Raw genomic sequence first — 26,583 nt, forward strand, 5'->3', positions numbered from 1 at the left:
TTGGTCCCTTCAAGGTTGATGGAGGCTGTCCACTTAAGCCCGCCCCCGTCTACCAGGCCGTTGGTGACAACGTTGTCAGTAGGCAATCAAGCCACTTCTCACAGCAGATCGTCAAGAGCGTGCAAATAACGTCTCTGCATAGGACAAAGGGCGCATCCCTCAGAGCCGGGTGATCACCTTGCGGTCCTCGTCGACCAGGGCCGCGAGGGTGATGCCGAAGTCGTGGACGATGCTCCGGAGCTGGGGGCGGGTGATGCCCGGCACCGCGACCACCGTCGCGCCGCGCATCAGCGCCAGGCTCACCAGCACGGGGATGTCGCACCCGCCGTCGAGCGGCCAGGCCACCAGGACGACGTCCGACGCGACCAGGTCGGCCGTACGGTCGAGCGTGCGCACGCCCGCAAGGAACTCCCGGTGGGTGAGCACGCCGTCCGCCATGGCGACGGCCGGCTCGGTGGCGGGGGCCGTCTGCGGCCGGGGCGTCTCGCCCATGTCGAGCAGTTCGTCGAAGTCCACCGTGTCGGGGGTGGGGCCGAACGTCACGATCTGCCGCACCCGCGAGGCGTCGGCCGCCTCGCTCGCCGCCTCCACCAGGTCGGGAGTGGTGAACAGCAGGCGGACGTCGTGGTGGGTGAACAGCGCGGCCATCTCGGCGATGCCGCTGCTCACGCTCACCGGCAGGGCCACGCCCCCGGCGGCGATCACGCTGAGCAGGGCGACGATCTGCGCGGGCACCGTGTGGACGTAGACGCCCGAGACCTGCCCCGCCTTCATGCCGCGCTTCACCAGGCCCGCCGCCGCCCTCGTCACGGAGGCGGCCAGCCGCTGGTAGGTGTAGACCGCCCCCCCGGCGAGGTCGACCAGAGCGTGCCGGTCACCTCGTTCGACGGCCGTGCCGAGCAGGGCACCGGTCACGGTGGCGGTCGCCGGGAAAGTGCTGGACGTCATTCGGACGACGGTACGGGCTGCCGCGTCTCTACGGGATCCGCCAATGTGTGTAGATAACTGTGTAGCCGGGGCCGCGGGCCCCTACATATGTGCCGTCCCGAACCTGACCGGAGCCGGCCGCGGTGAGGCCGGCCGGCAGGCGGGGACGAGCTCGGGCCGGCGGCGCCACGACGTGCCGTGACCCGAGCTCGCGGGCCGCGTGCCCCTGGGGCTCGGTCTCCACCCCTCCGAGGTGACCTCGCCCGTCACGCGGGACACGCGGCGTTCCTGCGCCGACCGGCCCGTGGCCTGTACGCGCCGCTCCCACGAGCCCCCCGCCCGGGGTCACCGGAGGACGGCCGCCACCGACCGATCAGGCCACCAACCTAAGCCGGAAGGCCTGGTCCCGCCCATGCTCCACACTGCGCATTCGGAGGGTGACCATAAGCCCGCCCACCTATGTACGAGCTCTCCCTGGCTCAGTCGCGGGCGCCCGACCTGTAGGCGCCCCACTCGACCATCCAGGCGGCCACCTGGGTGCGCGAGGAGAAACCGAGCTTGGCCAGCATGTTGGCCACGTGCCGGGCGACGGTCGCCGAGCTGATGACCAGCTCGGCGGCGATCGCGCGGTTGCTGAGCCCCTGGACGATGAGCAGGGCGATCTCCTGCTCCCGCGCGGTGAGGGTGGCCCCCGGGGCGAGGGGGTTCCCGGGAGCGAGGGAGTTCCCCTCGGTGACGGTGTTTCCCGGAGTGAGGCGGCTCGCGGGGGTGGGTGGCCCGCCGGGTGGCGCGGGGGCACGCGGCCCGGTGATGGTGCCGGGCTCGGGGTGGCGATCGTCCTGGGTGGTGATCTCCAAGGCGTACGCCATCGCCTGGTCGGCGGTCATCCGTCTCCCGCGCGCCGTGAGCCCGGCCGGCTCGGCCGATGCGGCCAGTCCCACCGGCCCCGGCATCCCGGCCGGCCCGGCCGGCCGCGTCGAGCCGGTCGGCCCGGCCGGCCCCACGGGCTGGTCGAGGAGGGCGAACAGGATCAGGGCGAGCGCGTCGCCCGCGAGGCCCTGTGCCGAGCGGTAGGACGCGAGCCCGGCCTCCGCGTACTCGCCCGCCTCGTCCCGCCTGCCCTGCATCAGCGCGAGCGTGCCTCGCAGGGCGAGCGCCTGCCCGCGCAGGGTGCCCGGCAGGTGCGGCGGCGCGGTGGCGAGCAGGCGCTCCAGCCACGCGGCGACCTGGAACCGGCACGTGCCGGCGCCGATCACCACCCAGCGCAGGTTGACGATCAGGCGGATCGCCGGCTCGGGGTCGCCGATGTCGATCGACCACCTGATGGCACTGGCCAGGTCGGGCTTCAGCCCTTCGAGCTGTCGCAGCAGGCGCTCGCTCGTGGGCCACGGCGTGTGCGGGCCCGGCTTGATCGCCGCGTCGAACTTCTCCGCGACCTGGTGGACGTAGTCGCGGTGACGGCGCCGGAAACGGTCTTCCTCCCCCGCCGTGCTCAGCCGCTCGGCGGCGTAGTCACGAATGGGGCGGAGCAGGCGGTAGCGGGCCTCGCCCGCCATCTCGCCGTCGAGCACGACCAGTGACCTGGAGATCAGGCCGCGCGTATGCGGCGGCACGTCCTCGACCCAGAGGCCGCTCCCCGCGCAGACCTGCTCGGCCATGCGGAGCGTCCATCCGTCCTTGAAGACGGTGACCCGTCGGAGCAGCGCCTTCTCGGGATCGCTGAGCAGGTGGTAGCTCCAGTCGATGGTGGCGGCCACGACACGGTGACGCGAGATCGCCCCCTCGCGAACGGGCGGGCTCATCTCCCGGAAATGGCGGCCCGTGCGCGCCACCGCCTCCTCGACGGTGAGCTCGCACATCGTCGCCGCCACCAGCTCGATCGCGAGCGGGATGCCGCCGAGCCGGCGGACCAGCGAGGCGATACCGTCGCGGGCCGGCGTGAACCCGGGCCGCGCCTTCTCCGCGCGGTCGTGGAAGAGCCGCACGGCCTCACAGGACGCCAGATCGCCGGTCCAGCGGTCGTCGCCTTCCTCGGGAAGCGTCAGAGGGGGAACCCGCCAGGCCGTCTCGCGGGCGAGCCCCAACGGCCGGCGGCCGGTGGCGAGGATCTTGGCCTCGGGACAGGCGGACAGCACCCGCCGGCACAGCCGCGCGCAGTCGTCGGGCAGGGAGTCGCAGCCGTCGAGGACCAGGAGCACGCGGCGGTCTCCGATCGCCTCCACGACGGCGTCCTCGTGTGAGTGGGACCCCTCGGGCGAGACGCGGAGCACCGCGGCGACACAGGCGGCGATCTCCTGAGGCTGCGCCGCGCCACCCAGCTCCACCAGCCGCGCACCGCCCGGGAACCGCTCCGCGATCTCGGCGCCGACCTTCAGCGCGAGGCGGGTCTTGCCGATGCCTCCGGCGCCGCACAGCGTCACCACGCGGCTCACGGCGAGGAGTTGCGCCAACTCGTCCACATCGGATTGTCGGCCCACAAAGCTGGTGGGCTCCGGCGGGAAGTCGGTGGTGGCGGTCATACGCCTCCGGAGGCAGGGGGGCTGGCCATTACGCAAGTGTTACACCAAATAACGGAGCGCGCTCGACTGATGGCGCTATTCGCGTCACCCCTGGTGGAGGCGGCCAAGTCTGCCGAGAAAAGCGAAACTCTTTGTAGATTTCTACGGACGAGTGAACTCTCCGGTCAATGCGACCGGGTGCTTTGTCCCATCCAGGTGCGCCGAGTCCCGCCATGCACCTAGATCGGATCTGTCAAGACGGCGACGGCCCCCGACGGCGGCCACAGAATGTTAACTACTTTCTCAATTTCCGACCTTCCGTAATTGTGATCATATTGGCTACTCTGCTGTGATCACGTCGCATGGACGGCCTCGCCGCGGCGGGCCGGACACGAGCCCTGGCACGTTCCCGTGTGAAGTGTGTTTCGGCGGGCAGATCGGACGAGCGACGACGGAGATCGACGGTGACGCGAGAACGAATCCACGCTTTCCCCCTCGGGCCCGTTTCCGGACAGAGAAAAAGGCCCTTCCCGAACCGGCGTTCCGGCCTGTCCACTCTGTACGAAGAGTGATCGTCAATGGCTGGAGCTGCGATCTACGGTCACGGAAGGTAAGATTCCACGAGCACCGGCCTCCCGGAGGACCTCCGGGCCGGTAAGGCACCTCACGTCGGGAGACTCAGATGGAAACCGCCGACCTGGAAGACCTGAGCCTCGAACTCCTCCTCATCGCGGCCCTGCACGAGGAGGCCGAGCGCCTTGCCGCCCAGCTCCCGGAGCCGTCGGCCAGCAAGATCAAATGGGCCAGCCCCTTTCGCCCGAGGTAACCGCCACGCTCCCCGTAATGACCGGCTCCGCCCGGCATAAGCGGGCCAAACCAAAGTAATTGCCACTTTCAACTTAAATGCCCGCTTTACGGCGGCGGGTTTAACTGTCAGTGCCGCCGGTCACACTGCGAGCATGGCCGACCTTCCCCCGGAAACCTCCGTCCCGGACGGCTCCACCCCCAAGCACCCGCCACCCGGCGGCTCCGCCACCGACGACGCACTGGTCGATCTCGGCGAGGTCGACTTCAACGACTGGAACGCCCACATCGTCACGATGACCGGCGTCGGCTTCCTCACGGTGGCGCGCAGGCTCCCCGCCCTCGTCGGCCACGCCGTCCGCATGGCCTGGCAGGCGAGCCCGCGCGACACCGTCGCCACGATCTCCCTGAGCGTGCTGGGCGGCGTCTTCACCGCCTTCGGGCTGCTCGCCACGACCGGCGTGCTGCAGGCGCTGTTCTCCGGGGGCCCGACTCCCGACCGCGTCAGGGCCGCCCTGCCCAGCCTGATACTCGTCGGCGTGGCCGCCACCCTGCGCACGACCCTGCAGGCCGGGGCCGGCTGGGCGCAGTCCCGGCTGGAGCCACAGGTCGGCCGCATCGCCGAAAAACAGCTGTACGAGCTGACCAGCCGCGTCGACCTGATCTGCTTCGACGACCCCGACTTCCACGATTCGCTGCAGCGGGCCCGCATGCGCGGTGTGACCATGGTCGACACCGTGGTCAACTCGGCGATCGACGTGCTCACCGGGCTGATCGGCATCGGCGCCGCGGCCGGCGTGCTCGGCATCCTGCATCCCGTGCTGCTGCCCCTGCTCGTGCTGGCGGTCATCCCCGACGCCTGGGCCGCCGTCCGCTCGGCCCGCATGCGCTACACCACGATGTACTCCCTGATACCGGTCCAGCGGCGCAAGTGGATCCTGACCGAGCTCATGGCCGACAGGGAGACCGCGGCCGAGGTCCGCTCGTTCACCATGCGGCGCTTCCTCATGCGGCTGTACGACGCGGTGGCCGGCGCCGAGCAAGATGTCGTCGTCGACCTCGCCCGGCGGCAGACGGTGGCGAGGGTCATCGGCGAGGCGCTCGGCGGCGTCGGCACCGCCCTGGTCTACATCGCCCTCGGCGTCCTGCTCGCGATCGGCGCCGTCCCGCTGGCCGTGGCGGGCACCGCCGTCCTCGCCATCCGCTCGGGTCAAAGTTCCCTGGCCAACCTGATGTACTCCACCAACCGCCTGTACGAGGAGGGCCTCTACTTCACCGACTTCCTCGACTTCTGCGCCCAGGCCCGCGACCGCATGGGTCCGGCCCGGCCTCTCGGGGCGCCTTCGGCCTTCCAGCGGATCACGGTCGACGATGTGACCTTCAACTATCCGGGTAAGGAGGTTCCCGCACTCGACCACGTGTCCATCCACATCGACAAGGGCGAGGTGGTCGCCCTCGTCGGCGAGAACGGCTCGGGCAAGACCACCCTGTCCAAGATCCTCGCCGGGCTGTACGACCCCGCGAGCGGGCACGTCCGGTGGGACGAGGTGGAAATCGCCGACGTCGACCAGGAGGAGCTCCGCCGGCACATCGCCGTCATCGCCCAGGACCATACCCGCTGGCCGCTGACGGCCAAGGACAACATCTCCATGGGCCTCGAGAAGGGCGAGGAGGCGTTGCTCGCGTCGGCGGAGGTGGCGGGAGCGGACCAGGTGGTCGCCGAGCTGCCGCACGGCTACCGCACCATGCTCGACCGCCGGTTCAAGGACGGGCACGAGCCCTCGGGCGGCCAGTGGCAGCGCATCGCGGTGGCCCGGGGCTTCTACCGCGACGCGCCGCTGCTGATCTGCGACGAGCCGACGGCCGCGCTGGACGCCCGCGCCGAGCACGCGCTCTTCGAGCGGATCCGCAGGCACGCCGACGGCCGCACCGTCCTGCTCATCACCCACCGCCTGGCCAGCGTGCGCTACGCCGACCGCATCTACGTCCTCGACCACGGCAAGGTCGTGGAGCAGGGCACCCACGACCAGCTCATGATCCATGACGGCATCTACGCCGACCTGTACAACATCCAGGCCAGCGCCTACAGCGCGACCGGCGAGAGGAAGGGGGCCCCGACCCAGGTCTGATCCCCCCGCGCCCGTGCCTGAAGCGCGATGAAGGAACGTGGCTGGCCTGATCACAGTGCCCTGGTGACACCGGCCTGATCACGGGGCCGCCCGGCTCACAGCTCGGGCAGGTGGTCGGCCAGGTAGCGGCGGACCAGCCGCCTGCACTCGGCGATCAGGTCGGGGTCGCCCTCGGGATGGGCGCGGAAGGCCAGCTTGAGCACGGCGTCGGCCGCCTCCACGGCCACGACCAGCGCACGGTCGAGGCCGGGGCCGCTCGGCGCTCCGAGAAGGTCGATGGTGAGCGCGCGGAGCCGGTCGGCGACGACGACGTTGTTCTCCAGTGCGGCGTCCAGCAGGCGGTTGGTGCCCTTGAGCGGCGGCCCGTCGGGGGTCGGCAGCACCTCGCCGAAGTCGACGATGGCGAACCCCGGGGTGGTGCGCTTCATCGCCACGAACTCGTCCACCGCGAGGTCGACGGCGTCGGTCCAGACGGAGATGCGGGCCGCGCCCAGCTTGGCGGTGAGCCTGGCCAGGAACGCGTCGAGGTTGCGGAGCGCGAGCGCCCGCACCAGCCCCTGCTTGTCGGGGAAGAACTGGTAGAACGTGCCAATCGGCACCTCTGCCTTGCGGGCCACTTCCTTCGTGGTCAGCGCGTCGTACCCCACCTCGTCGAGGAGCCGGGCGCATTCGTCCAGCATCCGCTCGACCCGCTCGACACTGCGGCGCTGAGCGGGACGGCGGCGGAGCGTCCCTGCGGAGACGTTCGTCATCCCTCCATCATCCTCCCAAATCGGTTTACTGGGCTTAACATGAGTTTCACTCATATCAGCGGAGGTCACCATGTTCCTTTGGGGTACGGCTACCGCCTCCTACCAGATCGAGGGCGCCGTGGCGGAGGACGGCAGGGGACCGTCCATATGGGACACCTTCGCTCACGAGCCCGGCCGGATCAGGGACGGTCACACCGGAGACGTCGCGTGCGACCATTACAACAGGTGGTCAGAGGATGTCACGCTCATGGGTTCTCTGGGGGTGAACTCCTATCGCTTCTCGATCTCGTGGCCGAGAATCCAGCCCGAGGGACGGGGGAAGCCCAACGAGGCGGGGCTCGCCTTCTACGACCGGCTGGTCGACGAGCTGTGCGCGAAGGACATCGTGCCGGCGGCCACGATCTTCCATTGGGACCTGCCCCAGGCCCTGGAGGACCGGGGCGGCTGGCTGAACCGCGACACGTCCCACCACCTGGCGGACTACGCGGGCATCCTGGCGGAGCGTCTCGGCGATCGGGTCCCGATGTGGATCACGCTCAACGAGCCGTTCATCCACATGGTGTTCGGCTACGCCCTCGGCACCCACGCCCCCGGCAGGACGCTGTTCCTCGACGCCCTGCCCGCCGCCCATCACCAGTTGCTCGGCCACGGCCTCGCCGCGCAGGCGCTGCGGGCGCACGGGGCCGAGCGGGTGCTCATCACCAACAACTGCACGCCCGTCTGGCCCGCGTCCGGCTCGGCCGAGGACCACCGGGCCGCCGAGGCGTACGACACCCTCCACAACAGGCTGTTCAACGACCCACTCCTTCTCGGCAAATATCCGGACCTGTCGGCATACGGGGTGTCCACGCTGGACGTCGTCCGGGACGGTGACCTGGAGGTCATCGCCCAGCCCCTGGACGGCCTCGGCATCAACTACTACAACCCGACGCGCATCGCCGCCCCCGCCCCGGGGCCGGACTCCGCGCCGCTGCCGTTCGAGGACGCGGGCGTCAGCGGCTACCCCACCACGGCCTTCGGCTGGCCCGTCGTCCCCGACGGCCTGCGCGAGCTGCTGCTGGGGCTCAGGGCCCGGTACGGCGACGCGCTGCCGCCGGTGTACGTCACCGAGAACGGCTGCTCGCTGGCGGACGAGCCCGGCCAGGACGGCGCGGTGGACGACCAGGCGCGCATCGCCTTCCTCGACGGCCACATCGGGGCCATCCGCGCCGCGATCGCCGAGGGCGTGGACGTGCGGGGCTATTACGTGTGGTCGCTCATGGACAACTTCGAGTGGGCGGAGGGGTTCAACCAGAGGTTCGGCCTGGTGCACGTCGACTTCGCCACCCAGAAGCGCACGCCCAAGGCGTCGTACCACTGGCTGAGGGAGCGCATCGCCACCCACCCGCTGCCGTGACCTGCCGGGACGGCTAGAAGACCGACACGTGCACGTGGTCGTAGTGGTTGGCGGTGATGCCGCCCCGGTCGGACATCTGCCGCCAGCCCGCGCCCGTGCGGATGTCGTAGTAACGCTGCCGCCAGATGATGTACATGATGCCGATCTGACGGCCGTTCTCGATGCACCACTGGGCGAGGGCGTCCCCTCGGGCGACCGACGCGGCGTCGGGCATGCGGCCGCCCGTGCTCATCATGAAGTCGCAGGCGCGGCCCTTGCCATGCTCGCCGGGGTCGCCGGAACGCAGGCATCCGACGCTGAACGGCATCGGGAAGTTCTGCATGATGAGGGCCCGGACGCTCACCATGCGCGCGGTCAGCCCGCTGGCCGAGCCGGGCGTCTGGAACCCGAACTTCTTGAGCAGCTGCTCGACGTCCTGTTTCTTCGACTGGAGCTGCCTGATCTCCTTCTTGAGATCGACGATCTTGTCGTCGGCCTCCGCCTTGGCGGCCTTCGACTCCTTGACCAGCGTGCCGATGCGCTTCAGCCGCTGGTTCTTCTCCTCGGCGAGGTAGGTGACGGTGGCGGCCTGCCCGAGGATCGTGTCGGGGTCACCGCTGAACGTGAACACCTTCGGGCCGTCGATCGTGCCCGACATATAGGAGTTCCGGTAGAACTGCGCGACCTGTTCCTCTGCGTCGGCCAGGTTGGCCCGGAGCTTCTTGACCCGCTCGCCGGCCTTCTGCGCGGCGTCGCGGGTGTCCTCCAGGCTCTGGATCTGGCCTCGGTAGGCCTTCTGCAGGTCGGCCGCCTGCTTGGTGAGCTTGTTGAGCTGGGCCTGGGGGCTGGGCTTGGCCTCGGCGGCCGGCATGGCCAGCACCGAGAACAGGCCGACGAGGACGGCGGCCAGCCCCATGACACGGCCTGATCGCATCAGCCCTCCCCACTCCAGACGCCCCGAACTATAGAAGCCGATCTTCGGAGCTGTCACACGATCGGAAGAACCTACACACACTTAGCGAACTATCTACCACTTTAGGAAGATCCAGGACGCGGGTTTCCCGACAATGGAACCCGCCTGATTTCCCGGCGGCGGACGACATCCGCGCCGATCGCCCGGGGGGAACCGGCTCCGGCGTCCGGGCGGCCGATCTCACCGAGCGACGCTCCCGGGAGTCCGCGACTCTTGCCAACAGGGACAGAACATGATTCTGTCTCAGCGACCGGGCGATGCGGCCCTTGTGAGCCCGGCCCTCGGCGGCAAGACTAAAACAAGCAAGCATTCGGTCAAGTACAGACCCGGCCCGCCCGACCAGGAGGCAGACACATGCTTCAGCACGACCGTCTTTTCATCGGGGGCGACTGGGTTGCCCCCGCGGGCACGGCGACGATCGACGTCATCTCCCCCCACACCGAGGAGGTCGTCGGGCGGGTGCCCGACGGCACCCCCGCCGACATGGACAGGGCGGTGGCCGCCGCCCGCCAGGCCTTCGACCACGGACCGTGGCCGAGGATGTCCATGGCCGAGCGCGCCGAGGTGGTCGGCAGGCTGGCCGGGCTGTACGCCGCCCGCCAGGCCGAGATGGCCGACATCATCACGCTGGAGATGGGCAGCCCCATCACCTTCTCGCAGCTCGCCCAGGCCCCGCAGCCGCTCGGCATGCTCCAGTACTTCAGCGAGCTGGGAAAGACCTTCGCGGTAGAGGACGAGCGCCCGGGCATGTTCGGCCCGGTTACCGTGCGGCGCGAGCCGGTCGGCGTCGTCGCGGCCGTGGTGCCGTGGAACGTGCCGCAGTTCGTCATCATGACCAAGCTCGCCCCCGCACTGATCGCCGGGTGCACGGTCGTGGTCAAGCCCGCCCCCGAGACCCCCCTCGACTCCTACCTCCTCGCGGAGATGGTCAAGGAGTCGGGCATCCCGGACGGCGTCGTCAACATCGTGGCCGCGGGCCGCGAGGCGGGCGAGCACCTGGTCTCGCACCCGGGCGTCGACAAGGTCGCCTTCACCGGGTCAACGGCCGCCGGCCGCCGCATCGCGGGGATCTGCGGCGAGCAGCTGAAGCGCTGCAGCCTGGAGCTCGGCGGCAAGTCGGCCGCGATCGTCCTGGACGACTGCGACCTGGGCGCGGCCATGGGGTTCCTCTCGATCGCGTCCCTCATGAACAACGGCCAGGCGTGCGTGGCCCAGACCCGCATCCTCGCCTCCTCCTCGCGGTACGACGAGGTGCTGCAGGCCGTGGCGGACATGGTCGGCGGCCAGCGGGTCGGCGACCCGTCGGAGCCCACCACCGGCATCGGCCCGCTGGTGGCCAAGCGCCAGCAGGAGCGGGTCGAGGGCTACATCAGGCTCGGCATCGAGGAGGGTGCGAAGCCGGTCATCGGCGGTCTCGACCGGCCCTTCGACCGCGGCTGGTACGTCGCGCCGACCGTCTTCGCCGGCGTCTCCAACGACATGCGCATCGCCCGCGAGGAGATCTTCGGCCCCGTGCTCTCGGTGATCGAGTACCAGGACGAGGCCGACGCCATCCGTATCGCCAACGACAGCGACTACGGCCTGTCCGGCACGGTGTGGACCTCCGACACCGACCACGGCATGGACGTCGCCCGCCAGGTCCGCACCGGCACGTACGGCGTCAACATGATGAACACCATGGAGCCGTCGGCGCCGTTCGGCGGGTACAAGGCCAGCGGCGTCGGCCGCGAGCTCGGCCCCGAGGGCCTGTCGTCGTACCTGGAGTACAAGTCGATCGCCCGCCTGGGCTGAGACGAGTGCGCAACCGCCGCCCAGCGCGCCCCCGCGTCGCTGGGCGACGGTCCCGCAATACAAGGATGTCCGAGATCGCCCCCGCCAAGAGACATGCCCGGGTCTGGAATTCTCCTGGTGGATCTCATACCTCCTTTGGAGGTAGACGACATTTACTCGGATTTGGTTCGCGCCAGTAAAGCGGAAGTTTCCCTGGCGATCTCCAGCTCCTCGTCGGTCGGCACGACGGCGACGCCCACGGCGGAGTCGTCGGCGGAGACCAGCCGGGCCTCCTTGACCGACACGTTGCGGAGCGGGTCCAGCCGGATGCCCATCGGTTCGAGGCCCGTGAGCACGTCGCGCCTGACCAGAGCGGAGTTCTCGCCCACCCCGCCGGTGAAGGCGATCACGTCCACCTCGCCGAGGACCGCGCAGTAGGCGCCGATGTACTTCCTGAGCCGGTGGATGTACACGTTGTAGGCCAGGGCGGCCTCCTCGTCGCCCGACTCCACGCGCTCCATGACCGTCCGCATGTCGTTGTCGCCGCAGAGCCCGAGCAGGCCGCCGCGGTGGATGAGCATCGACTCGACCTCGTCCGGCGTCATGCCGCCGCGGATCAGATGGAAGATGATCGCCGGGTCCAGGTCTCCCGACCGGGTGCCCATGACCAGGCCTTCCAGTGGCGTCATGCCCATGGAGGTGTCCACGCACCGCCCCCCGGAGATCGCCGAGGCGCTCGCGCCGTTGCCCAGGTGCAGGACGATCACGTTGGCGGCGTCGGGCTTGCCTACGAGCGCCGCCGCCGCGCGCGAGACGTACGCGGTGGAGGTGCCGTGGAACCCGTACCGGCGCACGCCGAAGCGCTCCGCCACCTCGCGGTCGATCGCGTACGTCCGGGCGGCGGGCGGGATCGTGCTGTGGAACGCGGTGTCGAAGACGGCGACCTGCGACAGGTCGGGCCGGAGCCGGCGCATGACCTCTATGCCCGCGAGGTTCGAGGGATTGTGGAGAGGAGCCAGCGGGACGGCCTCCTCGATCTGCTTGACCACGTCGTCGGTGATCAATGCGGGCCCGCTGAAGGAGGGCCCGCCGTGGACGACCCGGTGGCCGATGGCGGTCAGGCCGGCGGAGTCCATGGAGACCTCGTCCGCCACGCGCATGAGGGCCGCCTCGTGGTCGGGGACGTCCGACCCGGGCTCGCCGATGCGCCCGATCTTGCCCTCTTTGATCCGGGTAGGCCCGTCGAGGTCGATGAGCTGGTACTTCACCGACGAGGATCCCGCGTTGACGACCAGGATCACTGGCGCACCCCCCTGTGCCCGGAAAAAGGTGATGATGTCCGGGACCGATGCCCCAGGAATGGGCGGTTAACCGGCGGCGTGCGTCCCCGCAGGCCGGGGGCCCTCGTCGCTCTCGTCGCCCTCGGGCACGCGGGAGATCCACCCGCCGATGCGCCTGATGAGGTCGGGGGTGGCGGACGACTCCGCGTGGCCGAAGCCCGGCTCGATCCACAGCTCCTTCGGCTCGCGGGCGGCGTCGAAGAGCTGGTGGGCGTGCTCCAGGGGGAAGAAGGAGTCGGTGTCGCCGTGGACGATCAGCAGCGGCGTGGGCGAGATGCGCTCGACCGCCTCGTACGGCGCGAGCGGCACCGGGTCCCACTTCCCCGACTGGATGCGGGTGCGCTTGGCCAGCCGCGCCGCGAAGCGCCCGGACGCCCTCTCGATGGCCCAGTGGACCTGCCGCATCGGCCGGGTGCCCCGGTAGTACCAGCGGGCGGGGCCGCTCACGGCCACCACCGCGTCCGTCCCCCCGTGCAGGGCCGCGTGGCGTACGGCCACCGCGGCGCCCATCGAGAAGCCGACGGTCGCCACGCGGGTGTAACCGATGGAACGGGCGTGCCCCACGGCCGCGTCGAGATCGAGGACCTCGGCGTCCCCGACCGTGGAAAGGCCCCCCGACCTGCCGTGGCCGCGGAAGTCGAACGCCACGACGCCGCCGAAGCCGCTCAGCACGTGCGCGATGCGCCGCGTCGTCCCCTCACGCCAGGAACCGGTGAACCCGTGGGCGATGACGATGCCGAGGTCGGTGTCGCCTCGCGAGGGGGTGTGCGCCGCGTCGATCCGCACACCGTCCTTCGTGATCAGCGTCGCGGGGAATGCTGCGGCAAGAGGCATGGAGTGAGCTTATTCGGGGCCGCGTCCGCACAGTTCGAAGCGGTGTGCCACGGAGAGGCCGCCTGGGCTGCGGGGGTTTCGGCCTTGGCCGCCACCGGCGTGACGCATCCGGTCACGAAGGCGCCGAGCACGAGTGCCCATACGGCGAGGCGGCAGCGGTGTCCCATCTGCCGCCCGCACGGGTACTGGCCGACAGGCTCGGCGGCCGGGCGTGCGGAGGCGGCGAGTCGCGTCAGTCCTTCGTCCACCATGCTGGCAGGTCTGCCCCGGCATGGCGCTGTTAGTCCAAAGTGCGCATTCCTTGACCATCTGCGGCCGATGCCGTGATCTTCGTTGTCCGCGTTCCACCCCTGGTCATCGTGTGTGCGATGGGTAGGCCACAAAACTGTGAAATTGGCCGGAATTGCCCCTCTTTGCGCAGGCCCGGCACGTGGTGGTAACAGCGATCAACTAAAATGGTGGAGGCCGCAGTGTCCGCGGCCGGCCTCCACGACCTTGAGCGAGACTCCATCATGCCTTTGAACAGCCGCGACGACCTGCGGAACATCGCGATCATCGCGCACGTCGACCATGGCAAGACCACGCTCGTGGACGCCATGCTCTGGCAGTCCGGGGCGTTCCGCGCCAACCAGGACGTCGACGAGCGAGTCATGGACTCCAACGACCTGGAGCGCGAGAAGGGCATCACCATTCTCGCCAAGAACACCGCGGTCAAGCACGCCGGCATGACCCTCAACATCATCGACACCCCCGGCCACGCCGACTTCGGCGGTGAGGTCGAGCGCGGCCTGTCGATGGTCGACGGCGTCGTGCTGCTGGTCGACGCCTCCGAGGGCCCGCTGCCGCAGACCCGGTTCGTCCTGCGCAAGGCCTTCGCCGCCAAGATGCCGGTCATCCTGTGCATCAACAAGGTCGACCGGCCGGACGCCCGCATCAAGGAAGTCGTCGACGAGGTGTACGAGCTCTTCATGGATCTCGACGCCACCGAGGAGCAGATCGACTTCCCGATCGTCTACGCCTCCGCCAAGGCGGGCCGGGCCAGCCTGAACCGTCCCGAGGACGGCGGCATGCCCGACTCCGAGGACCTCGAGCCGCTGTTCGAGACGATCACCAAGACGATCCCGGCGCCGGTGTACGACCCCTCCGCGACGCTCCAGGCCCACGTCACCAACCTGGACGCCTCCAGCTACCTCGGCCGCATCGCCCTGTGCCGCGTCCACCAGGGCACCATCAAGAAGGGCCAGCAGGTCGCCTGGTGCCGCACCGACGGCACCATCCAGCGGGTGAAGATCAGCGAGCTGCTGATGACCGACGCGCTCGAGCGCAAGCCCGCCGAGCAGGCCGGCCCCGGCGACATCATCGCCATCGCGGGCATCCCCGACATCATGATCGGCGAGACGCTGGCCGACCCCGACGACCCGCGCCCGCTGCCGCTCATCACGGTCGACGAGCCGGCGATCTCGATGACCATCGGCACCAACACCAGCCCGCTGGTGGGCAAGGTCAAGGGCTCCAAGGTCACCGCCCGCATGGTCAAGGACCGGCTCGACAAGGAGCTCGTCGGCAACGTCTCGCTGCGCGTGCTCACCACCGACCGTCCCGACACCTGGGAGGTCCAGGGCCGTGGCGAGCTCGCGCTCGCCATCCTGGTCGAGCAGATGCGCCGCGAGGGCTACGAGCTGACCGTCGGCAAGCCGCAGGTCGTCACCAAGACCATCGACGGCAAGCTGCACGAGCCGGTCGAGCGCCTCACGGTGGACGCCCCCGAGGAGTACCTCGGCGCTATCACCCAGCTGCTCGCGGTCCGCAAGGGCCGCATGGAGCACATGACCAACCACGGCACCGGCTGGATCCGCATGGAGTTCGTGGTCCCCGCCCGAGGCCTGATCGGCTTCCGCACCGAGTTCCTCACCGAGACGCGCGGCACCGGCCTGGTCCACCACGTCTTCGAGGCCTACGAGCCGTGGTTCGGCGAGCTGCGCACCCGCAACAACGGCTCGCTGGTGGCCGACCGGGCGGGCGTGGTGACCGCGTTCGCCATGATGAACCTCCAGGAGCGCGGCACGCTGTTCGTCTCGCCGACCACCGAGGTCTACGAGGGCATGATCGTCGGGGAGAACTCCCGTTCCGACGACATGGACGTCAACATCACCAAGGAGAAGAAGCTCACCAACATGCGCTCCTCCACCAGTGATGAGACCGAGAAGCTCATCCCGCCGCGCGTGCTCTCGCTGGAGCAGGCACTGGAGTTCTGCCGCGAGGACGAGTGCGTGGAGATCACTCCGGAGACCGTGCGCATCCGCAAGGTCGTGCTCGACGCCGCCATCCGCGGCCGCTCCGCCGCCCGCGCCAAGCGCGGCAGCTGAACGTTCCGGCGTTCCCGAAGTCGCCGCTCGCCCCAGTTGGCGGGCGGCGGCAAGTCAGGTTCAAGCCGCCTCCCACTCCCGGATGTGACGATCCATCCGGCGGTCCGTACGGCTCGCGTCCGGGGAGACGCGGGCCGTGCCTGCTCAGCGGCGCTTCTTCTCCAGCTCCGGCTCGCCCGCCTCACCCGTGTAGCTCCTGCCCGGGGTGAGGCCCCGGGCCCCGTACAGCTCCGACACGGTCACGAAGGTGTAGCCCTTGGCCGTGAGCTCGCGCAGCAGGCCGGGCACGGCCTCGACCGTGGTCTTGTGGATGTCGTGCATCAGCACGATCGAGCCCGGCCTCGCCACGGAGGCCCGCTTGACGACCAGGGCGCTGTTCCTGTCCCGCCAGTCGAGCGTGTCGAGATCCCAGAGGATCTGCGCCAGCCCCTCGTGCGCGGCCTCCTGCGCGACCGCGGCGTTCGTCGCGCCGTACGGCGGGCGCAGCAGGCGCATCGTGGCCCCGGTGGTGTCCTTGACCAGCTGCTGGGTGCGCTCCAGCTGGCCGCGCAGCGCGTCGTGGGACAGCGAGGTGAGCGACGGGTGGTCCCAGGAGTGGTTGCCCAGCTCGTGCCCCTCGGAGACCATGCGGCGCAGGTAGGGCAGGGTCTGGGGGTTCACCATCTGCCCTACCACGAAGAACGTCGCCTTGGCGTGGTTCTCCGCGAGCATGTCGAGGACCTTGCCGGTGTAGTCGAACGGGCCGTCGTCGAAGGTCAGCGCCACGCACTTGACCTGGCCGCACCGTATGGAGCGTTGGGGCGGCGCCACGATCGGGCGGGTCCCCGGCCATCCCGGCTGCTGGGCGATCACCCGCGCGGCCAGGAGCGCGGGATCGACCGCGAGGCGGACGGGCGCCGACTTCCGCACCCGGACGACGTCGTCCTTACGGCCCTGCTGGACGGGCGCCACCACCTCGCCGCATCCCGACAGTCCGAGGACCATCGAGATCGCGATCGGGAGCGACAGCCACAGGCCTCCCACGCGAAGAACAGCCACTCGCACGCTCCCCCCGAAACGCGGCAGGGGTCACGGGTAGTTCTCGGCCGCTTCCCCTCGCAGAGTCTTGGCCAGCTCGTCCCACCAGGGAGGAGCGTCGGCGTGCAACTCCGCGTAACGACGCGCCACCCGAATGGCGCATCCGACCGGATCTGTACCCAGGTGCCGACGTTTCACCACTCCCTCCTGCCAACGGTAAAAGCCATCACGAAACGTGACGACCAGCCCGATCCAGACAGAAAGAATGGCGTCATCGCATACTTCGTATGCGTCTGTCACCCCCAAGCCGACGAGTTCCACGCGGAGTTTCGCCATCGCCGCGCGGGAGTCAGTCACCTGACCACCTCCCGGCGACGTCCGGTCGGCCAGAGCGGTAAGCCTTCAGCGCACACACACCGATGATGTACCCGCATTGGGCAGAGCTTTGCACCACCGTGAGCGAGACGTGATGTGACCGTGAGAAACCGATCGCGCACATGGGGTCGTCCTACTGGTCGAGGGTCCCTCGCGGCTCGGTGACGACCATGATGAAGCGGAGCGCCGCCTCACCCTCGTTGGCGTAGCGGTGCGGCCGGTCGGCGCTGAACAGCACGGCCTCGTCGCGGCCCACGACGTGGCTGCGGCCGTACACCGAGAGAGTGAGCTCCCCTTCGAGGATGGTCAGCATCTCGCGCGTGCCGGCCGGGTGGGCGTCGCCGTCGTGGTACTCCCCCGGCGCCAGAGTCCAGTCCCACAGCTCCAGGATCGCGGGGGCGTCCGATCCGACCAGGAGCCGCGCCGAGCCGCCCTTGTCGCTCCGCCACAGGGTGACGACGTCCGAGGCGTGGACGACCCGGACGACCGGGGTGTCGGAGACCTCCACCAGCCGGGCGACCGTCACCCCGAGCGCGTCGGCGATGCGCGTCAGCGTGGTCACGCTCGGGTTGGTGCGGCACTGCTCGATCTGGACGAGCATCCCGCGGCTCACACCCGAGCGGGCCGCGAGCGCGTCGAGAGTCAGCCCCCGGTGGGCGCGCTGGGCGCGGACGTTGTTGGCGATCGCGGCCGTGATGGTCTCCGGGTCCGGCATGAGTGCAGTGTAGTGACATTTGTGTGCAATGGATTATCCCAATATATTGCTCTAACAGTGCAATCCAATGGGGGTGAGCGGGAATGACGGCGATCGTACTGGCGACGACCTGTGCCGTGATCTACGGCACGGCCGACTTCTTCGGCGGCCTCGCCACCCGGCGCTCCCGAGTGCTCGCCGTGGTCATGCTGACCCAGCTCACGGGCTTGATCTTCGTGCTGCCCCTGCTGCCCCTGCTGCCCGGTACGCCGAGCTTCGGCGCGATCGCCTGGGGCCTGGCGGCCGGCCTGTCCGGCGGGCTCGCCGTCATCCTGTTCTACCGGGCGCTCGCCGGCGGCGTGATGTCGGTGGTCGCGCCCACGACCGCCACCATGTCGATGGCGTTGCCCGTGCTGGTCGGCCTGCTGATGGGCGAGCGGCCCGAGCCGCTCGCACTGGGCGGGGTGGTGGTGGCGCTGGCCGCCGTGGTCCTCGTCGGCCGCGACTCGGGAAGCGCCGGGGGCCGGGCCGCGCTCGCCCCGATCGTGCAGTCCCTGGCCTCGGGCCTCGGGTTCGGCGGGTTCTTCGTCCTGCTCAAGCAGGTGCCCGAGGACACCGGCATGTGGCCGCTGTTCGGCGCCCGTCTCGCCTCGGTGATCGTGGTCGTCCTCCTGGCGCTGTCGACCCGCCGTACGCTGCGGCCGGGGAAGGGCTCACTGCCCACGATCATCGCCGCCGGGGTCCTCGACATGGTGGCCAACGTCCTGTACCTGCTGGCGTCCCAGCGCGGGCTGCTCGCCCTGGTGGCGGTGCTCGTGTCGCTGTATCCCGCCAGCACGCTGCTGCTCGCCCGGTACGTGCTCGGGGAGCGTCTCAACACCGTGCAGGCGGTGGGTGTCGGGCTCGCCCTCGGCGCCGTCGCCCTGATCGCCTCCGCGTAGAAGCCCGTAGGAGCCTTCGGACGGCCGGAGCGCGGGGAGATCGTCCCACCGCGCTCCGGCCTCATGATCAGGCCGCCGGGACGCGGTGCGCCGTCACCTCGATCTCGATGCGCATCCGGGGGTCCGACAGGCCGCAGACCAGCATCGTGGCCGCCGGTCGTACATCGCCGAAGTACCGGTGCAGCACCGGCCAGCAGGGCTCGAAATCGGCCGGGTCAGGCAGCATGTAGCGCACCCGCACCACGTCCGCGAAGGAGCATCCCGCCTCTTTCAGCGCGTCCTCGATGTTGCTCAAGCACTGCTCGGCCTGGTCCACGATGTCCTCGGAGATCGTCATGGACCGGTAGTCGAACCCGGTGGTCCCGGATACGTGCACCCAGTCGCCGTCGACCACCGCGCGCGAGTAGCCGACCTCCTGCTCGAAGGTGGAACCGCTTGAGATCAATCTCCGTGTCGTCATGGCGAGCACCGTAGGCACAGGGCCAGGTGTACGTCTATATGAGATCAATCTCGGCGGCCGTGCGCGGTAACGAGAAAGGGCCGGCACGGCGACGCCGTACCGGCCCTTCTTCGTCAGCCGGGCGGTGTCAGGCCGCCTGGAACTGGGGGGACGGGCGTAGGGCGCCCTCCTCGTGGGCGTAGCCCTCCAGCATGGTCTTGAGCTGGCGGCGGCCACGGTGCAGGCGGGACATGACGGTGCCGATGGGCGTGCCCATGCGCTCGGCGATCTCCTTGTACGCGAAACCCTCGATGTCGGCGAGGTACACCGCGACCTTGAAATCCTCCGGAAGCGCCCGCAGAGCGTTCATCACGACGGTGTCGGGAAGCTGTTCCAGCGCCTCGGTCTCCGCGGACCGCAGGCCCGTCGACATGTGCGACTCGGCCGCCGCGAGCTGCCAGTCCTCGATGTCCTCGGCGGCCGACAGCTTCGGCGACCGCTGCTGCTTGCGGTAGTCGTTGATGAAGTTGTTGGTCAGAATGCGGTGCAGCCACGCCTTCAGGTTCGTACCCGGGCGAAACTGGTGGTAGGACGTGTACGCCTTGGCGACGGTCTCCTGCACCAGGTCCTCCGCGTCAGCGGTGTTGCGTGTGAGGCGCATGGCAGACGCGTAGAGCTGGTTCGTCACGGGCATGACGTCGCGCTCGAACCATGCCTGCCGCTGCTGTTCGGTCATCGAGATCATCTCATCCCCCTCATGCCTGCTGTCCCCCGTTACCCATCCGGCATGAACCCATGCAGGCTCGGTAACCGCTTTACTCCATCTGACGGCTGATCACATGCTCACGGTTCACCTATAAGGGTGACGTTAAGGGTATTAGCTGGTCAGGAGGGCCTTGAAGCGATTGGCCCGGGGTGGCTACTTCACACCCGAGGCCGGACAAGTCTCATTATAGTAACAGACAACACCCAAAAGGTGAGAAAGTGTGGTAAGGGTCACATAGATCGGGCAAGCGATAGCGTAGAGCCATGAAGTACGTGGACAGGCATGATCCGACAACGCGAGCGTGGGTGTCAGAGGCGATCCGCACGGTGGAGGCCGACGCCAACCGCAGCTGCGACACCCACCTGCATGTTTTCCCTCTGCCGCCCAGATGGGGGATCGAGCTTTACCTCAAAGACGAATCGGTGCATCCCACCGGCTCGCTCAAGCACCGCCTGGCCCGTTCCCTGTTCCTGTACGGCCTGGCCAACGGCTGGATCGGCCCCTCCACGACCGTCATCGAGGCCTCCAGCGGATCCACGGCGGTCAGCGAGGCGTACTTCTCCCGCATGCTCGGCCTGCCGTTCGTCGCGGTGATGCCCGCCTCCACGTCCCCGGAGAAGATCGCGCTCATCGAGTTCTACGGCGGCAAGTGCCGGCTGGTCGACGAGCCGGGAGCGATCTACGAGGAGTCCCGCCGCCTGGCGGAGGAGACCGGCGGCCACTTCATGGACCAGTTCACCTACGCCGAGCGCGCCACGGACTGGCGGGGCAACAACAACATCGCCGAGAGCATCTACCAGCAGATGTCCCTGGAGCGGCATCCGGAACCCGCGTGGATCGTCGTGGGCGCGGGCACGGGTGGCACCTCCGCCACGATCGGCCGCTACATCCGCTACCGCCGCCACCAGACGCGCCTGGCCGTGGTCGACCCGGACGGGTCGGCGTTCTACCCGTCGTGGACCGAGGGCGACGCCGGCGTGACCGCCTCCGGCTCGCGCATCGAGGGGATCGGCCGCCCCCGGGTGGAGCCCTCATTCCTGCCCACGGTCATCGACCGCATGATCCAGGTGCCGGACGCCGCCTCGATCGCCGCCATGCGATGGGTCCGCGAGGTGACCGGCCGCGACGTCGGCGGCTCGACCGGCACGAACGTCGCCGCGGCCGTCCAGCTGATCAAGGAGATGCGCGCGAGCGGCGAGCGGGGCAGCGTGGTGACCCTCATCTGTGACGGCGGCGAGCGCTACCGCTGCACGTACGGCGACGACGGCTGGCTCGCCGAACGGGGCATCGACATCGAGCCCCCGCTCGGCGAGCTCCGCGCCTTCCTCACGTTCTGAGGCGGGCCGCAGGCTCTGGCGCCGTCCGTTAGCCTCCCAGGGGCATCGGATCAGTCGCCGAGGATGGCGTCGATGAAGACCTCGGCGTCGAACGGGGCCAGGTCGTCGGGGCCCTCACCGAGCCCCACGAGCTTGACCGGGACTCCCAGCTCGCGCTGGACCGAGATCACGATGCCGCCCTTGGCCGTGCCGTCGAGCTTGGTCAGGACTATGCCGGTGATGTTCACCACCTCGGCGAACACCTGCGCCTGCCGCAGGCCGTTCTGGCCCGTGGTGGCGTCGAGCACGAGCAGAACCTCGTCGACCGTGGCCTTCTTCTCGATGACCCGCTTGACCTTGCCCAGCTCGTCCATCAGGCCGGTCTTGGTGTGCAGGCGGCCGGCGGTGTCGACGATCACGGTGTCGACCTTGTCCTCGATGCCCTTGCTCACGGCGTCGAAGGCCACCGAAGCCGGGTCGGCGCCCTCGTCCTTGCGCACGACCTCGGCGCCGACGCGCTCGCCCCAGGTCTGGAGCTGGTCGGCGGCGGCGGCACGGAAGGTGTCGGCCGCGCCGAGGAGCACCTTGCGGCCGTCGCCGATGAGCGCGCGGGCGAGCTTGCCGGTGGTCGTGGTCTTGCCGGTGCCGTTGACGCCGACCACGAGCACGACGGCGGGCCGCTCACCGTGGGGCGCGGTGTGCAGCGTGCGGTCCATGTCGGCGCCGATCTGGATGAGCAGCTGCTCGCGGAGCAGCGCCCGCACCTCGCCGTCGCCGCGGGAGCCGAGCACCTTGACCTTGGTGCGCAGCTCCTCGACCATCGCCCGGGTGGGCGCGACGCCCACGTCGGCGGTGATCAGCATGTCCTCGATCTCGTCCCAGGCGTCGTCGTCCAGGCGGTCGCGGGAGAGGAGCTCCAGCAGCCCTTTGCCGAGCGCGCTCTGGGAACGGGCCAGCCGGGCGCGCAGCCGCACCATGCGGCCGGCCGAGGGCGGCGGGATCTCGATCTCCGGCGCCACGGGAGCCATGGGCTCGACCGGCTTGGCGGGCGGAGGGACGGTGGTCGTGGCGGCGTCGTCCTCGACGACGCCGGTGGTCGGGGCCTGTTCCCGCTCAGGGAGCGTCGGCGCCTCCGGCGGCCTGACCGGCGGAGCGTGCCTCTCCCTGGGCCGGAAGAGCAGGAACATGCCACCCGCCGCGAGCAACGCGACGAGCAGGACGATCACGATGATGCCGAGGTACCCATCCACAAGATGTCAGTTTTCCAGACAACCGGCCGTGCTCACGCCCGGGCTCGCCCACGCCGCGCCGGATATACCGATATTTACTAATTTACCTGTCGGGTTGACCGCCCACGATCACCGCCGTCGGGCGTCAGGCGTTCTCGCGCTCGCGGAGGCGCTGACTGACCACCTGCGTGACGCCGTCGCCGCGCATGCTCACCCCGTACAGCGCGTCGGCGATCTCCATCGTGCGCTTCTGGTGGGTGATCACGATGAGCTGCGAGCTCTGCCTCAGCTCCTCGAAGAGGGTGAGCAGCCGCTGGGTGTTGGTGTCGTCGAGCGCGGCCTCGACCTCGTCCATGACGTAGAACGGGGACGGGCGCGCCTTGAAGATCGAGATGAGGAACGCCACGGCGGTCAGCGAACGCTCGCCGCCCGAGAGCAGTGACAGGCGCTTGACCTTCTTGCCCGGCGGCCTCGCCTCGACGTCGACGCCCGTGGTGAGCATGTCGGATGGGTCGGTCAGCATCAGGCGCCCGTCGCCTCCGGGGAACACCCGGCCGAAGATCGCCTCGAACTCGCGCGCGACGTCCTCGTAGGCGGCCGTGAAGACCTGCTCCACCCGCTCGTCGACCTCCTTGACGACCGTCAGCAGGTCGCGCCGGGTCTTGCGCAGGTCCTCCAGCTGGGAGTTGAGGAAGGTGTGCCGCTCCTCCAGCGCCGCGAACTCCTCAAGCGCCAGGGGATTGACCTTGCCGAGCTGGGTCATCTGCCTCTCGGCGGCCCTCGCGCGCTTCTCCTGCTCCTCGCGGACATAGGGCGCCATCTCGCCGTCGGCGAGCGGAACGGGCTGCCCGGGGCCGTACTCGGAGATCAGGGCGTCCATCTCGACGCCGTACTCCTCCATCGCCCGGGTCTCCATCTGCTCAAGGCGCAGCCGCTGCTCGGTGCGGGCCACCTCGTTGCCGTGCACGCGGTTGACCAGCTTGTCGAGCTCGCCGGACAGCTCGCGGACGCGCACGCGCACGGCCTTGAGCTCCGCGTCGATCTCGCCACGCGCCCGCTCGGCGTGGTCGCGCTCGTCGGCCGCCAGGGCCAGGGACGCCTCCAGCACCCCGAGCGCGCGCCCCGCGCCGTGGACCACCACCTCGGCCACCTGGGCCTGGGCGCGGCGCCGCTCCCGCAGGGCCGCGGCCCCCGCCCGCTCCTCGCGCTCGCGCCTGGCCGCCCGCATCAGCTGGTCGGCGCGGCCCGCGATGCCCTTGACCCGCTCCTCAGCCGTACGGACCGAGAGGCGGGCCTCCATCTCGGCCTGCCGGGTGACCGAGCAGGCACTGGCCAGCTCGTCGCGCGCCTCGGTGGTCGGCTCGGCCTCGAGCTCGTCGGCGTACTCGGCCTCGGCCAGGCGCTCCTCCAGCTCCACCACCCCGGCCAGGTCGCGGTCGCGCGCCTCCTCGGCCGCCACAACGTTCTTCGCCAGCCGGTCGCACTCGTCACGGGCGGCCTTCGCCGCCGCGTCGAGCTGCGCCAGCCGCCTGGCCGCGACGGCCACCCGCTGGTCGGCCTCGCGCTGCCTGCCGCGCACGCGATCGAGCACGCCCTGGGCGGTGTTCACCCCGGCCTGGGCGGTGTTGACGCCGGTCTGCGCCTGGGCGGCCCATGCCTGGGCGGCCTCGACGGCCTGCTGGGCGGCGCGCTCGGCCTCGGCGGCCTCCGCCAGCGCGGCGGCCGTGCGCTCGGCCGTGCCGCGCGCCTCGGTGAGATCGGCGATCGCCTGGTCGAGAGCGGTGCGCACCTGCAGCACCGAGGTGCCGCCGCCCGACCCGCCGTGCGCGAAGTACGCGCCGACCAGGTCGCCCGACCAGGTGACGGCCCGCAGGTCGGGGCGCTCCTCCACGAGCTTCCTGGCGATGGAGACGTCGTCGACCACGACGACGCCGGACAGCAGGGTCTCAACGGCCGGGCGGAACGCGTCGGAGACCACCACGAGATCGCCGGCCCACGGGTGACCCTCGACCGGGGCGGGCCTCGGGACGGCGGCGTCGGAGGCGATGACCAGCCCGGCCCTGCCCGCCTCCTCGGCCCGGAGCAGCTCGACGGCGTCGACGACGGTGGACAGCGACTCGACGGCGACCGCCTCGGCGGCGGCGCCGAGCACGGCCGCGACGGCCACCTCGGCCCCCGCCTGGACGGTCATCATCGTGGCGAGCGGCCCCAGCACCCCGGACAGACCGGCGGAAAGGAGCGCCGCGCCGCCGTCCGCGCCCTGGGAAAGACCCATCTCAAGGGCGTCGCGGCGGGCCTCCAGCGCGGCGATCGCCCGCTGTGCCTCCTGGTCGGCGGCCCGTGACGTGCTCATGGCAGAACGCGCCTCGGCGAAGGCCCTCCTCGGGCCGTCCACGGCCGCCTTGGCCTCCTCGACGGCGGCCCTGGCCTCCTCGACCGCGGCCTTGGCCTCGGCGACGCCCTCCTCGGCCCGCGCCAGCTCCTCGGCGAGGAGCGGGTCGCCGGCGGGCTCGCTGAGCTCCTGGGCGTCGTGCTCCTCCTTCGCCCGCTCGCTGCGCTGCCGCGCCTCCGCGAGGGCCCTGGCCAGGCGCCCGATCTCCTCCTCCGCGGCCCTGGCACGGCCGCGCACGGCGGCCACCTCGCCCCTCAGCCTGGCCAGGCCCTCGCGCCGGTCGGCGGCCTGCCTCGCCGCCGCGGCCAGGCGCCTCTCCTCGGTCGCGAGCGCGCTCTCGGCCTCGGTGCGCCGCCAGACGGCCTGCTCCAGGACCTCCTCGGTCTGCTCCAGCTCGACCTTGAGCGCCTCCTCGCGCTCGGCCACCTCGGCGGCCTCACGCTCGTAGTCCTCAGGGTCGCGCCCGCGCCGCTCGATGGAGGCGGCCTCGATGGCGTGGCGGTGCCGCTCGGCGGCCAGGGTCTCGACGCTGTGCAGCCGCTCCTTCAGGGCCGCCAGGCGGTAGAAGGTCTCCTGGGCGGTGGCCAGGCGGGGCTGGGCCGCGCTCTCCGCCGCCTCCAGCTCGGCCTCGCGGGCCTGCCCCTGCTCGAGATCGGCCTCGACCTGGGCGCGCCGGGCGCGCACCGTGGCCTCGTCGGCCGCTTCGCGGTCGAGGTGGGTGCGGAGCCGTACGACGTCGTCGGCGAGCAGGCGCAGCCGGGCGTCGCGCAGGTCGGCCTGAATGACGGCCGCCTTCCTGGCGATCTCGGCCTGGCGGCCCAGGGGCTTGAGCTGGCGGCGCAGCTCGTTAGCGAGGTCCTGGACGCGGGTGAGGTTGGCCTGCATGGCATCGAGCTTCCGCAGCGCCTTCTCCTTGCGCTTGCGGTGCTTCAGGACGCCCGCGGCCTCCTCGATGAAGGCCCTGCGCTCCTCGGGCCCGGCGTGGAGCACGGTGTCGAGCTGGCCCTGGCCCACGATGACGTGCATCTCGCGGCCGATGCCGGAGTCGGAGAGGAGCTCCTGGATGTCGAGGAGCCGGCAGGTGTCGCCGTTGATGGCGTACTCGCTCTGGCCGGACCGGAACATCAGCCGGCTGATCGTGACCTCGGTGTAGTCGATGGGGAGCGCGCCGTCGGTGTTGTCGATGGTCAGCGTCACCTCGGCACGGCCCAGGGGCGGGCGCGAGGACGTGCCGGCGAAGATGACGTCCTCCATCTTGCCGCCGCGCAGGGACTTCGCGCTGTGCTCACCCATGACCCAGGCGAGCGCGTCGACCACGTTGGACTTGCCGGAGCCGTTCGGGCCGACCACGCAGGTGATGCCGGGCTCGAAGCGCAGCGCGGTGGCCGAGGCGAAGGATTTGAAGCCGCGCAGCGTGAGGTTCTTGAGATACACGCGCGCCGACCTCCCCGTCTGCTGCGAGATCGCCTGCAGGCCCTGGGACGATCCCTGCGGGGCACACTACCGGCTCAGGGCCGTTCGAGTGTCGCTTGCGGCGATGCTCAGGCACAGGCTCGGCACAGGGAGGACGCTTCAACCCGGCTTCGATGCTTCGCAACCGCTTCGGCGGGAAACGAGTAGGCAAAGAAAAACCGGGTAAATGACAA

20 protein-coding genes are annotated in these 26,583 nt (G+C 70.1%); 7 read left to right on the forward strand and 13 right to left on the reverse strand.

The features are described 5' to 3' along the window. Positions 1-159: 159 nt before the first annotated feature. The gene (locus AB0O34_RS01495; RefSeq protein WP_363911382.1) at positions 160-948 is read right to left on the reverse strand and encodes an AMP-binding protein; all 789 of its coding nucleotides are present in this window, start codon (positions 946-948) and stop codon (positions 160-162) included. Between the two features lie 458 nt (positions 949-1,406). Further along, entirely contained in the window at positions 1,407-3,446 is a 2,040-nt protein-coding gene (locus AB0O34_RS01500; protein ID WP_363911384.1) for a LuxR C-terminal-related transcriptional regulator, read from the reverse strand. 661 nt (positions 3,447-4,107) lie between these two features. Between AB0O34_RS01500 and AB0O34_RS01505 the strand changes: the two genes are divergently transcribed. Next, positions 4,108-4,251, forward strand: coding sequence for a hypothetical protein (locus AB0O34_RS01505; protein WP_363911386.1), 144 nt, complete (start codon positions 4,108-4,110; stop codon positions 4,249-4,251). Positions 4,252-4,384: 133 nt separating this feature from the next. Beyond that, the gene (locus tag AB0O34_RS01510) at positions 4,385-6,358 is read left to right on the forward strand and encodes an ABC transporter ATP-binding protein (protein ID WP_363911388.1); all 1,974 of its coding nucleotides are present in this window, start codon (positions 4,385-4,387) and stop codon (positions 6,356-6,358) included. A gap of 95 nt (positions 6,359-6,453) precedes the next feature. Here the strand turns inward: AB0O34_RS01510 and AB0O34_RS01515 are convergent, their stop codons facing one another. Next, positions 6,454-7,110, reverse strand: coding sequence for a TetR family transcriptional regulator (locus tag AB0O34_RS01515; protein WP_363911390.1), 657 nt, complete (start codon positions 7,108-7,110; stop codon positions 6,454-6,456). 70 nt (positions 7,111-7,180) lie between these two features. Between AB0O34_RS01515 and AB0O34_RS01520 the strand changes: the two genes are divergently transcribed. Further along, positions 7,181-8,506 carry a GH1 family beta-glucosidase gene (locus AB0O34_RS01520; protein ID WP_363911392.1) on the forward strand — a complete coding sequence of 442 codons (1,326 nt, stop codon included), beginning with the start codon at positions 7,181-7,183 and terminating at the stop codon, positions 8,504-8,506. 13 nt (positions 8,507-8,519) lie between these two features. On the opposite strand, the gene AB0O34_RS01525 is transcribed toward AB0O34_RS01520, so the two are convergent. Beyond that, positions 8,520-9,419: a hypothetical protein gene (locus AB0O34_RS01525; RefSeq protein WP_363911394.1), complete on the reverse strand. Its 900-nt coding sequence runs from the start codon at positions 9,417-9,419 to the stop codon at positions 8,520-8,522. A gap of 393 nt (positions 9,420-9,812) precedes the next feature. On the opposite strand from AB0O34_RS01525, the gene AB0O34_RS01530 reads away from it, so the two are divergent. After that, positions 9,813-11,249, forward strand: a complete 1,437-nt coding sequence (locus tag AB0O34_RS01530) for an aldehyde dehydrogenase (protein WP_363911396.1) — start codon at positions 9,813-9,815, stop codon at positions 11,247-11,249. 152 nt (positions 11,250-11,401) lie between these two features. Here AB0O34_RS01530 and AB0O34_RS01535 read toward each other — a convergent pair whose 3' ends face one another. Next, a complete protein-coding gene (locus AB0O34_RS01535; RefSeq protein ID WP_363911398.1) occupies positions 11,402-12,529 on the reverse strand; it encodes an acetate kinase in 1,128 nt (375 codons plus the stop codon). A gap of 66 nt (positions 12,530-12,595) precedes the next feature. Further along, positions 12,596-13,402, reverse strand: coding sequence for an alpha/beta fold hydrolase (locus tag AB0O34_RS01540; protein ID WP_363911400.1), 807 nt, complete (start codon positions 13,400-13,402; stop codon positions 12,596-12,598). Between the two features lie 512 nt (positions 13,403-13,914). Here AB0O34_RS01540 and typA point away from each other — a divergent pair. After that, entirely contained in the window at positions 13,915-15,768 is a 1,854-nt protein-coding gene (typA, locus tag AB0O34_RS01545) for a translational GTPase TypA (protein ID WP_363911402.1), read from the forward strand. A 144-nt stretch (positions 15,769-15,912) separates the two neighbouring features. Here typA and AB0O34_RS01550 read toward each other — a convergent pair whose 3' ends face one another. The 3 genes from AB0O34_RS01550 to AB0O34_RS01560 form a co-directional block, all read right to left on the reverse strand. Continuing rightward, on the reverse strand, positions 15,913-16,806 hold the full coding sequence (locus tag AB0O34_RS01550) for a polysaccharide deacetylase family protein (RefSeq protein ID WP_363911404.1): 894 nt from the start codon (positions 16,804-16,806) through the stop codon (positions 15,913-15,915). 30 nt (positions 16,807-16,836) lie between these two features. Next, positions 16,837-17,142 (reverse strand): hypothetical protein, encoded by a 306-nt coding sequence (locus AB0O34_RS01555; RefSeq protein WP_363911406.1) that lies wholly within the window; start codon positions 17,140-17,142, stop codon positions 16,837-16,839. 151 nt (positions 17,143-17,293) lie between these two features. Next, complete coding sequence (locus AB0O34_RS01560; RefSeq protein WP_363911408.1) at positions 17,294-17,875, reverse strand: XRE family transcriptional regulator; 582 nt, start codon at positions 17,873-17,875, stop codon at positions 17,294-17,296. 83 nt (positions 17,876-17,958) lie between these two features. On the opposite strand from AB0O34_RS01560, the gene AB0O34_RS01565 reads away from it, so the two are divergent. Continuing rightward, the gene (locus AB0O34_RS01565) at positions 17,959-18,795 is read left to right on the forward strand and encodes a DMT family transporter (protein ID WP_363911410.1); all 837 of its coding nucleotides are present in this window, start codon (positions 17,959-17,961) and stop codon (positions 18,793-18,795) included. Positions 18,796-18,862: 67 nt separating this feature from the next. Here AB0O34_RS01565 and AB0O34_RS01570 read toward each other — a convergent pair whose 3' ends face one another. Next, on the reverse strand, positions 18,863-19,255 hold the full coding sequence (locus tag AB0O34_RS01570) for a RidA family protein (RefSeq protein ID WP_363911412.1): 393 nt from the start codon (positions 19,253-19,255) through the stop codon (positions 18,863-18,865). Between the two features lie 127 nt (positions 19,256-19,382). After that, a complete protein-coding gene (locus AB0O34_RS01575) occupies positions 19,383-19,979 on the reverse strand; it encodes a sigma-70 family RNA polymerase sigma factor (protein ID WP_363911414.1) in 597 nt (198 codons plus the stop codon). A 284-nt stretch (positions 19,980-20,263) separates the two neighbouring features. On the opposite strand from AB0O34_RS01575, the gene AB0O34_RS01580 reads away from it, so the two are divergent. Further along, a complete protein-coding gene (locus tag AB0O34_RS01580; RefSeq protein WP_363911416.1) occupies positions 20,264-21,337 on the forward strand; it encodes a PLP-dependent cysteine synthase family protein in 1,074 nt (357 codons plus the stop codon). Between the two features lie 50 nt (positions 21,338-21,387). Here AB0O34_RS01580 and ftsY read toward each other — a convergent pair whose 3' ends face one another. Continuing rightward, positions 21,388-22,566 (reverse strand): signal recognition particle-docking protein FtsY, encoded by a 1,179-nt coding sequence (gene ftsY / locus AB0O34_RS01585; protein WP_363911418.1) that lies wholly within the window; start codon positions 22,564-22,566, stop codon positions 21,388-21,390. Positions 22,567-22,690: 124 nt separating this feature from the next. Then, a complete protein-coding gene (gene smc / locus AB0O34_RS01590; protein ID WP_363911420.1) occupies positions 22,691-26,371 on the reverse strand; it encodes a chromosome segregation protein SMC in 3,681 nt (1,226 codons plus the stop codon). Positions 26,372-26,583 lie beyond the last annotated feature (212 nt).

It is taken from the genome of Sphaerisporangium sp. NPDC088356 (assembly GCF_040685555.1).
Lineage (GTDB): Bacteria > Actinomycetota > Actinomycetes > Streptosporangiales > Streptosporangiaceae > Sphaerisporangium.

Excerpts from the sequence above, each read along its gene's own strand:
- AB0O34_RS01495 (WP_363911382.1), bottom strand. The coding sequence starts at position 948 with ATGACGTCCAGCACTTTCCCGGCGACCGCCACCGTGACCGGTGCCCTG.
- AB0O34_RS01500 (WP_363911384.1), bottom strand. The coding sequence starts at position 3,446 with ATGACCGCCACCACCGACTTCCCGCCGGAGCCCACCAGCTTTGTGGGC.
- AB0O34_RS01505 (WP_363911386.1), top strand. The coding sequence starts at position 4,108 with ATGGAAACCGCCGACCTGGAAGACCTGAGCCTCGAACTCCTCCTCATC.
- AB0O34_RS01510 (WP_363911388.1), top strand. The coding sequence starts at position 4,385 with ATGGCCGACCTTCCCCCGGAAACCTCCGTCCCGGACGGCTCCACCCCC.
- AB0O34_RS01515 (WP_363911390.1), bottom strand. The coding sequence starts at position 7,110 with ATGACGAACGTCTCCGCAGGGACGCTCCGCCGCCGTCCCGCTCAGCGC.
- AB0O34_RS01520 (WP_363911392.1), top strand. The coding sequence starts at position 7,181 with ATGTTCCTTTGGGGTACGGCTACCGCCTCCTACCAGATCGAGGGCGCC.
- AB0O34_RS01525 (WP_363911394.1), bottom strand. The coding sequence starts at position 9,419 with ATGCGATCAGGCCGTGTCATGGGGCTGGCCGCCGTCCTCGTCGGCCTG.
- AB0O34_RS01530 (WP_363911396.1), top strand. The coding sequence starts at position 9,813 with ATGCTTCAGCACGACCGTCTTTTCATCGGGGGCGACTGGGTTGCCCCC.
- AB0O34_RS01540 (WP_363911400.1), bottom strand. The coding sequence starts at position 13,402 with ATGCCTCTTGCCGCAGCATTCCCCGCGACGCTGATCACGAAGGACGGT.
- typA (WP_363911402.1), top strand. The coding sequence starts at position 13,915 with ATGCCTTTGAACAGCCGCGACGACCTGCGGAACATCGCGATCATCGCG.
- AB0O34_RS01560 (WP_363911408.1), bottom strand. The coding sequence starts at position 17,875 with ATGCCGGACCCGGAGACCATCACGGCCGCGATCGCCAACAACGTCCGC.
- AB0O34_RS01565 (WP_363911410.1), top strand. The coding sequence starts at position 17,959 with ATGACGGCGATCGTACTGGCGACGACCTGTGCCGTGATCTACGGCACG.
- AB0O34_RS01570 (WP_363911412.1), bottom strand. The coding sequence starts at position 19,255 with ATGACGACACGGAGATTGATCTCAAGCGGTTCCACCTTCGAGCAGGAG.
- AB0O34_RS01575 (WP_363911414.1), bottom strand. The coding sequence starts at position 19,979 with ATGATCTCGATGACCGAACAGCAGCGGCAGGCATGGTTCGAGCGCGAC.
- AB0O34_RS01580 (WP_363911416.1), top strand. The coding sequence starts at position 20,264 with ATGAAGTACGTGGACAGGCATGATCCGACAACGCGAGCGTGGGTGTCA.